The organism is Wolbachia endosymbiont (group A) of Norellia spinipes (assembly GCF_964273535.1).
The window spans coordinates 805,547-819,363 of record NZ_OZ187006.1; the positions used below are offsets into that span (position 1 = coordinate 805,547).

Annotated in this window: 4 protein-coding genes and 4 pseudogenes; 2 read left to right on the forward strand and 6 right to left on the reverse strand. The window is 35.2% G+C overall.

The genetic code is table 11. The features are described 5' to 3' along the window. The first annotated feature begins 2 nt into the window (after positions 1-2). Together ACFZP3_RS03960 and ACFZP3_RS03965 are read left to right on the forward strand one after the other, a co-directional pair. On the forward strand, positions 3-242 hold the full coding sequence (locus tag ACFZP3_RS03960) for a hypothetical protein (RefSeq protein WP_353273122.1): 240 nt from the start codon (positions 3-5) through the stop codon (positions 240-242). Between the two features lie 304 nt (positions 243-546). Continuing rightward, positions 547-1,562, forward strand: a pseudogene (locus ACFZP3_RS03965) (IS110 family transposase). Positions 1,563-1,790: 228 nt separating this feature from the next. Here ACFZP3_RS03965 and ACFZP3_RS03970 read toward each other — a convergent pair. The 6 genes and pseudogenes from ACFZP3_RS03970 to ltrA form a co-directional block, all read right to left on the reverse strand. Continuing rightward, a pseudogene (locus ACFZP3_RS03970) lies at positions 1,791-2,493 on the reverse strand (transposase); the annotation flags it as partial. Between the two features lie 23 nt (positions 2,494-2,516). Then, positions 2,517-5,567: a hypothetical protein gene (locus tag ACFZP3_RS03975; protein ID WP_265016526.1), complete on the reverse strand. Its 3,051-nt coding sequence runs from the start codon at positions 5,565-5,567 to the stop codon at positions 2,517-2,519. 850 nt (positions 5,568-6,417) lie between these two features. Further along, entirely contained in the window at positions 6,418-9,903 is a 3,486-nt protein-coding gene (locus ACFZP3_RS03980; RefSeq protein WP_386086889.1) for a cytoplasmic incompatibility factor CifB, read from the reverse strand. A gap of 13 nt (positions 9,904-9,916) precedes the next feature. After that, positions 9,917-11,356 carry a cytoplasmic incompatibility factor CifA gene (locus ACFZP3_RS03985; RefSeq protein WP_386086890.1) on the reverse strand — a complete coding sequence of 480 codons (1,440 nt, stop codon included), beginning with the start codon at positions 11,354-11,356 and terminating at the stop codon, positions 9,917-9,919. 271 nt (positions 11,357-11,627) lie between these two features. After that, positions 11,628-12,350: pseudogene (locus ACFZP3_RS03990) on the reverse strand (Rpn family recombination-promoting nuclease/putative transposase). A gap of 204 nt (positions 12,351-12,554) precedes the next feature. After that, positions 12,555-13,817: pseudogene (ltrA, locus tag ACFZP3_RS03995) on the reverse strand (group II intron reverse transcriptase/maturase); the annotation flags it as partial.

Below are 13,817 nucleotides of genomic sequence, written 5' to 3' on the forward strand. Positions count from 1 at the left end.
GCTTGACTACTTGGATTCAGGAAAAAGAATGGTGTCATGCAAGTAGCCTCCTTCTCCTGTCATCCCAGTGCCCCGACACTGGGATCCAGAAAAGTTTGCTTGTAAGCAAGCAAACTAGCATAGAAAGTGGTTACAACATTTTCGATGAGATTATATGGAAAACTGGATCCCAGTGTCTGGGCACTGGGATGACAGCAGTCCTACGTCATACCGCGATTCATTCGCGGTATCTCTTAACATAGATCCCGCTAACAAGAAGCGGGATGACGGTTGTCAGGGTGTCATCCGAGTAGCCTCTTTCTTGTTATCCGAGTAGCCCCTTCTTGTATCTTGTCAAAAGCATCTAATGTTTTAAGCTTAAGCATTAGGTGGAGAAGGGAGGAACTCTGTGCTTCTTCTTAGATATAAAATCTGTAGAGGAGATAAGAATTCCCTTCTCAAAAGTATAGGCTGGAAGGTATCGTAGAAAGACCTGAATGGTTCTAATTCTGTATTCACAAGACTAGCCTTACTTTTCATTTTTAATGGTAACGTATGGGGTTATATATGATCAACAACTTTTTGGGCATAGATATATCAAAAGATCGCTTTGATGTTTTTCTCTCATTTATAAGCAAAAAAGGAAAGCGTGAAACTAGAAAAAGAAGCTTTAAGAACGATGGTTTCAAAGTCTACTGAATTTTCTACACAAACATAATGTAGAAAAAGTAAAAACCTGCATGGAATCTACTGGTTGTTATAGCGAAGCACTGGCTGAATTTCTACACAATGCTGGACATTTTGTAAGTGTTGTAAATCCTTATTGCATAAAATCTTATGCAAGGAGTAAGCTGATACGACAAAAGAATGATCAGACCGATGCAGAAGTTATTGCTGATTATTGCCAAAGACAGGAACCTTCTAGTTGGACACCACCTTCTCCTGAAATGAAAAAATTAAAACATCTTTATCGTTGCTCAGTTGCGTTAAAAGATGAGTTAACATTAGTAAATAACCACTTAGAAAAAAAAGAGAGACTGCCTAAAGAAGTTGCAAATGCTTGGGAAGACCTTGCAATGAATATAGCTCAAAAAATAGAAACAATAAAAAACTCCGTACGTGAACTATTAAATCAACACAAAGAATTGTTGGAAAATTTTCAACTTCTATTGACTATTCCAGGCATAGGAGAAGAATCAGCAATAGCTATTTTAGCTGAAGTTTCTGATATAGAGGTTTTTAGAGATGCCAGGCAATTGGCAGCATATACAGGAGTTATACCACGAAATATGACGTCAGGTTCCTCTGTATATGCCAAACCCAGATTAAGTAAATCCGGTTCACAAACATTACGTAAGGCACTTTTCTTTCCTGCCATAGTAGCTAAGAATCACAATCCTATCATTATGAGCTTTTGCCAAAGATTAAAGGAAAAGGGTAAGCATAATATGGCCATCGTTGGTGCTGCAATGCGTAAGCTACTCCATATCATTTTCGGTATTCTGACATCCAAAAGTGCTTTTGATCCTAACCATATCAAAAACTACAGGGCTAGGAGGTTGACTGAAGGTTTAGTACTTTAAAATCAAAAATGCTTCCTATCTATCTTATGTAAAGTGGTATCTTACACAAATTTATTGAATGTTGTTGGTTAGTGGATATGTTGATAAGTAAACTTCATCTGTTTTGTGCGTATAAAACTAATTTACTTATCAACATATCCACTAACTATAATCTGTGTACTGTTACACAATTGGAAGTATTTTTTGATTTTATGATGCAACTTGGGAAATTTTTATAATTTTTTTGTTGACTAACAAGACGGTATCTCCTCTTTCTTTGAGGTCATTTAGCACTCCCAACCAGAAGTTAGCTCCTTCACTTTCAGCCAAATAAAAACCTAATACTTCTTTTTTGCCATTTTGATCTATGCCTAATATGTTATACATGCATTTACTTACGCAATGCCCGTCCTCTTTGACTTTAAAAAACCATGAAAACTATCGGATATACAGACTGCAGCGGGCGACTACGCCATTCGTTGATTACTGGTAGCAATTTGTCAGTAATACTTGATATCTCTGCCACCGATATTTTGTGATCATAAATTTCCTCAACATGTGACACTATATCTCTATAGCCCATACCACTGGCAAATGTGCTCAAAATCTTCGTTTCAAGCTCTGGATGTAAGTTTGTTTGCCTTTTTTTGACTATTTGTGGTTCGAAACTTCCTTCCCTATCTCTTGGCGTCAAAAGCTCAAATGACCCTGCGCTTGTACGTAAAGTCTTTGCATTCCTCCCATTTCTTCGATTATTCTCTTCGCTTTCAGCCGACAAGTGGTTTTCTATTTCACCTTCCAGGCTTACCTCCAGCAACTTTTTTATAAACGGTGTTAATGCTCCATCTCTTCCTGTCAACGGTCTTCCTTCTCGTATAGACGACAGGATATTTGTTTCTAATTCTTTATAATCTACCAAACCGGTAGTTCTGTTTACTACTTTCTGACTCATTGTCAAACCTCCATTTTTTTATATCAATTTATTACTTTTTTTTCGGTTTGACACAGTTTATTTAACACTCCCTGCTTAACAGCAGTTCCTACTTCCATATCTGGATTTTCTGCTTTCTTTTCATAAATTTTTACTGCTCCAAATAGTATAGCAGCAGTTACCACAGCTCCAACAAATATGCCAGCAGCTACCACAGGATCGAAAACTGCTGCACCTACAACTAAAGCGTAAATTCCCACTGCTATAAATGGAGAAGCTATCATCACACCATACATAATTTTCTTTTTTGTGCTGACTTGCTGAAAGGATTTACTTGCAGTACTAGGTGTTCCTATACTTTCACTTGCATTATGTACAGAGGCACATCTTCTTTGTGATCTTTCTTTTTGTTCCATGAAAATTGGAGCTCTAGAATTGGGATCGGCTTTAAGTAAATCTTCGTGGCTCATAGGTTTTGTATGAACTATATAGCGTGCCCAATCTGCTAGTGACATGTCGTCCGAGTATTCTAGTGCGTTTGTGCTCACTTGCTCCAATTGCTTGACTACACCTTTAAGCCCTTTTATTGACTCTTCTAACTCCTTGAGTGCTGCATCATTTAATGGGATGCTTTCTGCATAATCTACACAAGCCCCTAATCTCCTTACATTTTCTAGGTTTACTTTTTGTGTATTGAAAGTTCTTTCCAAATTAGATGTACTTCGTTTTAAAACACCGGTAAAAACGCTTATAACAGCTTTTTTATCATAACGATATTGAATGCTTAGATTACTCAACTCGCTCTTTATTCTTTTTGCAACTGCGTTTCGAAGACTTTGTTCTTTCTGAAGATGAGGATTCAAATCATAGAGTACGATAATTTGCTTTATATCCCACTCCAACAAAGCAGAACACGTTTTAATATTACCTTCTCCATCTCGAATATAATTTTCATGCCCCTCCTCAAGCTTTGTAATGAGGTTTGCTCCTGATAGCGTAGTTATTTCATCAACCTTTAAGCAGCTTTCATCAGATGTAAACATATCAAAATAACATGATCCTTTACTTTTTGCATCTCTTCCAACTCTTCCCATAAGCTGAAGTAAAAACATTGGATCTAGCATTTCGGTTTTGTCTTTTACTATAGCTGCAGCTCTGCTGAGTCTTGGAGCATCAATTCCTAATGCCAGCTCTTTAGAAATAGTGTTTGGCACAAAGCCAGCCTTAATTATACTAAGTATATTCTTTTTATCCATATCATCAATATACTGATAGATTTGCTCTCCATTACTTTTGAAACGCTTCACACTTCCATTAAAGCAACAGATAACTGCATCCTGCTCACAAAATTTTTTAATTTTAGGAAATTCGTTAAAAATATGCTCATGTAGTTTTTTATCTCCAGGATAGTTACGTTCCGTACTTTTTTTGTGACCTTGATCACTTTGAAGCTTATGTAATTTCAATATAGCATCTGTGAGTTCAGAATTGAACTCTAGAGAAGAAGAATCAGTAATTTCATATTTTTCATCAATAAATTTACTTATTTCATCCTTATTAACTGCTCTGCCACTCTTTTTATATTCATCCAAAGTATCAAGTATGTTATGTAGTTTAATGGAAGGAAGTAATTTGCTACCAATTTCAACATTTAAGTTTTCCTCTACCAGGCATCTTATATTGTTTTCTGTTAACCCAATATTCAGATCTTTAATTACTTTAACAAAAGATTCTATGCGCTTTTTTCTTCTTTCTTGAGCATCATCTTTTCTTCCCTCAGTGATATAATTTTTCACGTTTTCTGCCCACCTTTCTTCAGTGCCGATTAAACCTTTCTTATAAGCTTGACTGTCTAATGATTTGCTAATGAAATCTAAAAATGGCTGTGATAGCTTACTAAGATCACCGTTCTGCTTTGTTATCTCACTTATAAATTTCGCTACTGCATCTTTATATTGATTGAGTCTTGTATGGGTATTTTCACTTTTTTCTGTATATGCTATTTCTGGATTTACAAATCGCAACTCATATGTGCTTTTGCCTCGACCTTTAGCACTTACCATCTCTTCCAAGTTTTTAAATTTCATTTTATGGTAGTACACCACAGGCAATTTTCCAATACCAAGTGCTTCTCTTTCCTTTGGAGAAAGCAAGATCTGTTGTTTTATTTTAAATTCTTCACTGAGAAATTTATCTGGTGTAGCACTGAAAAAAGCAGTCGGGTTACCACGAGATACTTCAACTGCACGAGCCATTTGCACAGCATTTTCTTTCAATTTTGGAGCTTCATCGATAAGAATCAATGCTGGTTTGCTTTTATTTTTACCATATTTATCATTAAGCAAATTCCATTGCGTATTAAACGCTTCAGTAAAAGTTGAAGTTGCATATTCAGCATTTGTTTCAGAAAAAGGTTCAGCAAATTCTTGTGCAACTTCATCAGGTAAAAATGCTCTATCAAAATTATTTGATTGATTTCTCAAATTGTCGCTTGGAACTGCAGTAACGCAAGGAATATTTGTAAGATAAGCCCAGAATTTTAAGAGCGCTATATCCCCTGTTTTTCCTGAACCAGTTGCTATATTATTTGCTATTCTTAGTCTTTCTTCTAATGGTGTCCCTTCATCCTTTAAAACCTCTATGACTTTGTAAAAATTGGCAAAACGCAAAGCAAATGGAACTTTTTTACCTAGCCCACCGACTTTTAAATCTTGCAATCTTGATTGATCATGTAAACCAACAGCAAATGCCCTATTATTATTTGGATCTTTTTCGAAAGACACTTTACTATCGGCCCATAGAGCTATTATCTCTTCGTCAGTATATTTCAGTATATCTTTAGCTTCTGGTTTAGTATGCTCACCTAAAATTCCAAGCTCATAGCTACCACCTTTTTTGATAATGTTAACTTTATATGAATTACCTTTTACTTTAAACTCTGCTTGTGTTTTACCTTGAGTAATTGCTTCAACAATTATATCTTGCAGTGATTTTCCACTATCAACTTTAATCTCATTTAGTTTATATAATAGTAAGTAAGTGTTGTATATTTCCTCTGCAGTCCCAGAAATTTTCTCTTTTTGATGTAATCTCATCTTTTCCTCACTATTTTCTAATGAACAATTTAATTTTTGTTTAAGTTAGATAAAAGCTTAGCAACTCTTGTCAAAATTTGCAAGTAAATACTACTATCTCTAGCACTACAATAAATTTGTTTGTTTACTTCTTTAACCTTTCTCAGAACCACAAAAAGGTACATATATCTGTGAGAACAAGCCGCGTAAAAATAGGGTTGTGAAAATAGAAAAGTAAAACTGTTGCAACAAAGTTAAGCAAATTAGTTCATATATAAATTTAGTTAAAGTAGGCTAATATAGCTGGTTTTGCGATATAGTAAAATTATTATATAGAAAAGTTCGCACAGAACAAGCGGTAGACCATGCCATCCCAAGACAAACACTTCTCACGCTTATTGGCTTTGGTTGCTGAAAATAGTTATACAATTAAATTGTTAGCAATATATAACACTAAGTTAATATTAATCTCTACTCAAAAATACCAAAGAAGCATAAGGGTGAACTCACGGTAAAATAGGATAAAATCTTTTTTGTCGATAAACCACATAACCTTTACAAGGTTAACTTTAGCTTGAAAAAACATAAATCGGATTTCTATAGATTCCAATTTCCTTTGCAAATACTCTTTCATTATTGAATTTAATAATATAGGCAAATTTTTACACCAATCAATGTTACTCGAAAAGAACTGGATAACACGTTAAACCAGCTAAGCCTGCAATTATAGGCTATTCTTTCTTACCCTATTGGCTAATAATATTGGTTGTTTACACTCATAATCCACACTATTATCCTTCGTGACCATATAATTTTACAGTTCAGCATGTCCTTAACTTGAAGCTTATGTTTTGTTAAACACTTTCCACAATCAATATCTACCCAGTCGAGTACTTACACCAGAGACATTTGCATCACTTAACATAGTTGAAACCCCTTGACTCTCAAAGCTTTTTATTCCAGATAATCTCGCATCATTTACAGTTTTATTTGCATCGCTTGCATTCAATATTAGATTCTTATTCTGCTTTATTCCTTCACATTTTCTTTCCTCAGCTTCTTGCCTTGCTTCCATCTTATCATTTTTTGGTTGTTCTAGTTCTTTTAATAATTCCCTATTATCAGAATCACCAATACTAAGTATAGGCATTCCTCCCCCTCCCCCTGGTGGTTGCTGTTGCCATATCCTATGCGCTGGATATTGGAGCTCTAAAAAGTTTAATAGTAGTTCACGGATTTCATTTTGATTTTGAAGTCGTATAGCACCTCTAATCTGTGGATTATTGTCACGATCGTGTCCAGCATTAGTACCAGTGTTTCGAAATTCTCTTGAGATTTCTCTTCTCAGGTTTTGAAAGTACTGTTCATTTCTAAGATTATTTTGATCAACTATATTATTCAGACCTGGAACATTTAACGTAAGAGAATTACGTATTTCACCCAACACGCCTCGACCTTGTTCTCCAAGATTATTATTCTGTTGTAAAATTTGATTAATACTTCTGGCATTTTCTAATACCCATATGCCACAATTATAACCATCTTCTTGTTGTACTAACAAATTACCTTCTTGATCAGCTAAAACATTATGGACAGGAACAGGAACATTATTTATCCTAAGAGTATTCAGCTGATCTGGAACATTACCACCAAGTGAATTAGCATAATATCCATAATAATTTCCATTTTGGTAGACAATAACTAATGTAACCCAATGACTACGACCTGTATTGATGATCAAATTTGATATTAATATTTCACCAACTTGCACTCCTCTATAGTTAATATAACCTTGCAACTGATCATGTATATCTTGTTCTCTTATTACGTTAAACAATATATTACCTTCATCATGTGGCAGATTATATCGTTGTGCCCTTGCAGCGTAACGTATATCCTCATCTTGAAGCCAATAATGATAATTACAATTATCTGTTGCAAAATCTAGTGTAAGTATATCATGTACATCCCTCAGCTGACCGAAAGCACCATTTGGATTATTTTGAATATATGTATTTATTAGGGGTAAAATACTATTAAGTGCTACTGGCCTTACAATTCTTCCTGGTCTTAAGCTGCGACTACGACGATCAAATCTATGTACATACTCTTCTCTTCCTATTCCTTCTGGGAAAAGTATAAGATTACCTGCTTCATTTGCACCTCTATTAAACACAATAGGAAACAAAACCACCTCATTTCCAGAAGTAATAGGCAAATATCCTCTTTGTTTGCTCATCAATTCTGTTATTCTGTACCTTGCTTCGTCTTGCTCCTGTTCTACTTCTTCTTCATTATCAGCAAACCCTAATACATATCCAATTGGGTGAGTATCTGAATCATTCTCTGTAGGTTGTCTTAATAATAGAAGATCTAATCTATGCTCTGCAGCTCTTGTACTTACTTCTCCTGCCATTCTTATATCAGGACTATACGTTTGACCTACCCTGTATTCAGTAACCACTTTATCAGGATTGTTACAAACATAAAATATACCGTGCAGTATAGAACGAAATTTGTCATTGTTACTTACATCTATTATTGCATTACCATTCATATTATCTGGAACTAACACTCTAGAAATAGCTCTCAATAATTCTCTATGCTGAGCTATACCTTGCCACCCATCATTCATAACTTGATTCAAAGTATTATGTACATTTTCAGCATTAGGGACTCCTATAAGATTACCATCATAAGAAGTATATCTACTCCTACGTAGGTAACTATCAGGCGAATTAAATCTATCTAATAGAACATTTAGTCCATATTGATTATTAAGTATGTATGTAACTCTATTCACAGCACCATCATAACCTGGTGGTAGAGAGATGGCTTTTACTGATCGTATATCATGGGGATTTCTAATATCAAGGATAACTATAGGAAAACCTTGAGCATGGAAAACCATAGTTAAAGCATGTCTTCTTAAATCCTCATTATTATATCTAAATATGTACTTTTTTAGACGTACTTGATCTTCTCCCTCTCTTAGCTCTAAATATTCTCTTGTAACAGCACTATTCCCAAAAGCAAAACCAATTATATAATCAAGTATTCTGTCATGATTTTCTGCATTTCTTGGTATTTCGATAGGAAAATGTTGAAGCAAGAAATCTCTAACATTTTCTCTAATGCCTTCATCTTCTACACACTCAAATAATCTTTGTACTAAAGGAAACCTATTCTGTTGACGCTCTGCTATGCCAACCCTAAAAGGGGTTAGATGTGAATTAAAATTTAATCCAACACAGACAGCATGTCTTGATTCAGTATGAATAGATATAAATGAAGAAGCATGTAATCTTTGAGCGTCACCTCTAGCGTGTTCCAATGCAAACAATGTTCTCCATCCAATATTAATAACGATAGGAATGTTTTCTCTCTCTGCTTGATGGTGTACAAGAAAAGCAACGTACGAATTTACAAGAGATAAGTTAAGGTCAATATCTATTGTGCAAAGATGACTAAAATTCGCTAAAAAACCTAATAAAAACCCATGACTCTCAAACTTTTGATTGCGATCTTGAATATCATTTTCTAATGTGCCTGCGTAATTACGATAGATTCGAGTTATATATCTAAAAATTACTGTGCTATTGTCTCGTAAAGTTCGTACAACTCCACTTCTTAACATTTCTGCAAAGTTATCAATTCTTTGTTGACCTGGTGCAATTTGCACAAAATTGACCAACTCATCAAGCTGTCCATGCTGATTTTGATTGAGGTCCATCCCTTCTATTTCCTTAATTGTTAATTCGTGATTTTCTAAGAGCACTCTAATAAGATTGATTTCAGATGCTGAATATTTGGCAAATCTATCTCCACCTCGAGAATCTTTTTCGCGAATCTCTTCAAATACTACTGCTCCTTTCTCTCCCTGGCTCTTGCCTTTCCCATGCGTACACACTTTGTATTGCTCAAAACTTAGGCCTTCTTCCCTTAAATCCCGATTTTCCCGTCCAATCTCTTGCACTAGAGAATTTTTCTCCCTTTCACTAAATCTTAACCCATCACTATTAGGGACATCAGAGATGCTGTAACACCTGACAACTCGCTTTTTACCAAGGGATTTATTAGTTAAAACTGCAACCTTCAGGTTTCCTGTACTTCTATTCCTACCATCTGTATCAATACCATGATTATCAAAACGAATATAGACTCTCTCATCTGGAGCTAAAATACCTGCGTCATGTGCAGTAGCAAACATACTGAAAAAGAATACAGGAAGGAAACGACCCGTACCCACGTGATACAAGAAAGATGGACATTGATCTAAAAAGGATTCAAACTCTCGTCTAAAACCTTCAAGATTTTTATTGACCAAACTTCTGATAAATCCATCACCATTATTCATATAATATACCTTTCTACTTGCTACGGCGAGAAAAATCACTTACACCAGGGGTTCCAAGAATGGATTTCGGAGCATCACCAGAACCATCATGTCTAATAGAAAGACTAGAATCTTCAGCTTCCACTATGGATATGGACCGTCTTCGATAATCACCGGAACCATCATCTCTAGGAGGTAAAGTTGCTTTTTCTAACTCAGAAAACAATTCTTTTGCGAAATTACCGTAGTCTATATCTTCTTTCATTCCTTCTCTACCACATAATCTAAGGTCTTCTATCATAACTTCTTTGAAGGACTCAAACTTTTCAGGAAAGCAATCCTTGGCAAATAACATTATCTCTAATATTTCTTTTTTTTCATCAGACTTACGACCAGATCGTTCCCAATTAACCACTAACCCTGCAAGTGCGTTTTCTATAGGAACTTGGAAGTTAGAAGTATCGACAGCAGCCTCCTTGTGTTTATAAAAGCGATCACATCTCCACATTTCCATAATAAGAGATCTAGCTTGAGCATTAAACTCAGGATTTTCCAACATAACATTTGAAAGTGAGGAAAGAAGAAGTTTATATTCTTCATATGAGAATATTTTCTCTGAATGATCTCCGCCTCCACGTTCTGAAACTCCTTTATAACACCAGCACTGTACTAAATCATGCACTGTATCAAAAAAATACGAATCTATTAATTCAGCAAAAAGGGAATATACTCCTTTATCTTTCTGCGATAATTTCTGCAAAAGAGTATCTTTGTCAGCTACCTTATTTACACAAAAATCTAAAATAGGAGCATCTTTCTCAACAGATTGAACGCGAGACAGAGCAAGAATAGTTTCTGTAAGCTTCTTCTCTGCCATATCTTGATTTTCTTTTAAAATTTCTTTATAAAAATATTCTACTCCTTCACTCCACTTAAGTTTTACAGCACTATCAAAACCTTCTGATGCATTACTTGGTTGCTTCAATTCTCCAGACTCTTTATCTATCCAGAAATTAAATACATGTCCCTTCCTTCCAATGCCACTCAAAAGTGAATTTCTTATGTATTTGTCAGTTATAGGATTGCCACTACCATCAAGTTCATCAGAAGAAAAATTACTTTTGTAAGATTCAAATCTTTTTTGGAAGAATGGATGAATTTTATCTACCACACAGTAACTAGAAGCTATTTCATATATGCGAAGTGGATTATCTATTTTTTCTACTTTTTCTTCAGTCAACCTTTGACCTAGAACATGATTATTTAGTCTTGTACCTGACCAACAATTTTCATCTTGGAATATATTGTACAAAAACTGCAGTTTATCACCCTCAAAAGATTTAATATTCTCTATATAGGTCTCCGCCCACCTTTTAATAGCTAACTTCCTCCCAGCAGCTTCAGGATCTGTATGTTTTATAACATCTTGTAGCTTTTTAAGTACTGCAGCTTGACGCTTTGTTTCTATTGGCATTTTACCCCCTATATAAAAATATTTACTGCATTATGCAAAAGTTAGAATTAAATGGCAACACTAAAATTATCAAGGACAAGAAAAATTTTATGAAAAACATTTTTTATATTTAAATATCATCTATTTTGCACTTAACTGATGCGTAGAATTGGTGAGAAAATCAAACAGGCCATAGCGAGAATAGCGGAAGAGTTAGATATAGCCTCTAGACTAGTGGATAAAGAAATATAATAAGTTAAAAATGGATAGAGCTTTAAGGGAGTTGCAATACTTAGGCTTTTTCCTTGAGTTGTTCAATTTCATCTATCGAAAGGCCGGTAGACTCAGCTATTAAGTTAACAGATACGCCAGCTTTCAGTAAGTTTTTTGCAACTTCAATTTTACCTTCAATTTTACCTTTTTGATGGCCGATTGATGGCCGATTTGGATGCCTTCTAGTCTACCTTCATGTTTAGCATCATCGAGTTTTTGTTCCAAGATAGCAGCTTCTTTTTTTAAATCCATTACCCTTTCTTCATAAGCCACTAGATCCTTCTCATTCCTATGCTAGCTTTATTATTGGTGACTTTTCTGCTATTTTCCTTAAATCTTCATCAGTTGTTTCTTCTGCATATTTAAAGAAAAATAGCCAACGATCTACTACATTTTCTAGCTGCTCTTCTCTGTTCTTAGGAAACTTTGGCAGCTCAATGAAGATAAATTGAAAATCTTTTAAGTCATGCTCGTTAGTTTTTTCATCTCTTATGGTATGGCTAGATATATAATCAGGCTTATCAGGAAATAAATTACAATTGGAAATAGCAATAAAGAAAACCTTCTTTAAATCAGTGTACTTACCACCTTTATCAGCCTGCCTTGAGTAAGCCTTAGCAGCATATAATTGAGCCCGTTTTTCGAAGCCTTTATCACGAGCGAGTTGGTCAGGTAAGGAAGCAATATTACTACTACTCCCTCCCTTAGAAACGCAGCCTCTTGAAAAGGAGCTTGCCAACATTCTTGTTCGTTTTACTCTCTCATCAAAATACTTTTTCCATTTTAAGTCAAGGGGATTTGCATCCGCTCTGATTTTAACATGTCGTCTGATAAGTATATCAATCAGCTTAAGCAGTCTTAAATACCGTATCTCTTTTGGTTTGTTCTTGCATATGGGTGCAGCAAAGACCCATTGTCGTTGACCCATTACTTTGAAGTAACGATTCTTTATCCAACGTAATCCTTTACGAGGATGTCTTTTCTTTGCCCATTTCCATAAACTATGCCAAATTTCATTGTCGATCTTTCTAAACGCTTTTTTAGCACACACATGGTGATAGTAATTTCCCCATCCTCTCAGTAGAGAATTGAGTGACTTAATTACTATAGCCTGAGTGTTCGCTATATTTGCTTTTATCAATGTACGTGCTTTATTCAGAAGTCTTTTAATACTTTCTTTCGAAGGTTTAATAATTAACTTCTTATTATATCTACGTACATTACAACCAAGAAAGTCAAACCCTGTTGTGATAGATGTAATCTTTGTCTTCTCTTCTGACAGAATTAAACCTCGCTCATGAAGAAAAGATGATATTAAAGGCTTAACTTCATTTTCCAGTACTTCATGTGTGAAACCTGAAATAATAAAGTCGTCTGCGTACCTGATTACATTCACTCCACTTCTGATTTTTCCTCTTCTTTTGCTACCTAATTTACCAAAGCGACTTTCTAATAACTGTTCAAGACCATCTAAGGTAAAGTTAGCTAGTATTGGAGAAATTATACTTCCTTGCGGAGTGCCAGCAGTTGTGGGATACAGAGTTTTCGATTCTAGGAAACCAGCTTTTAACCATCTATGAAGAATTTTCTTCTCCATAGGAATATGCTTCATGAGCCATTCATGGTTAATGTTATCAAAACAACCTTTGATATCACCTTCGAGTATCCATTGTAGTTGATTACGACTTGCCAGTAATAAGTGGCAAGCCACAGTAGCGTCTGCGCAGGATCTTTTAGGTCTAAAGCCGTAAGAGTGACGATCACTGATTGTTTCAGCTACCGGTTCCAACGCGAGCAGATACAATGCTTGCATCGCTCTATCTTTTATCGTGGGTATACCAAGAGGCCTTCTTTTGCCATTAGATTTACTGATATAAATTCGTTTGAGCGGAGAAGGTTTATATCCTCTTTGTTTTAAAAGCTTTATTCCTTGAAATTTAGCATTGCAAGTTGACCATAGTTGACGATCTACACCTGCTGTGGTTTTTCCTTGGTTTTCAGTTACTCTCTTAACAGCCAAAGCTTTTCCGCTAAAAGAGCGTGTGAGAAGATGTTGTAAAGCTTTTACCTTACCCCATCTTCCTTCTTGGACAGCCTTAACAATACGTCTTTGTAGCCTCACAATAACTTTCTGGCATTTCTTCCATGGCAATTGCTTCCATGCTTCAAAGCTTTCGGTAGATGCACTTACAGGTTTACTTGTAATCAT

What these genes read in the sequence shown, in the direction of transcription:
- ACFZP3_RS03975 (WP_265016526.1), bottom strand. Translation starts at nt 5,567, where the DNA reads ATGAGATTACATCAAAAAGAGAAAATTTCTGGGACTGCAGAGGAAATA.
- ACFZP3_RS03980 (WP_386086889.1), bottom strand. Translation starts at nt 9,903, where the DNA reads ATGAATAATGGTGATGGATTTATCAGAAGTTTGGTCAATAAAAATCTT.
- ACFZP3_RS03985 (WP_386086890.1), bottom strand. Translation starts at nt 11,356, where the DNA reads ATGCCAATAGAAACAAAGCGTCAAGCTGCAGTACTTAAAAAGCTACAA.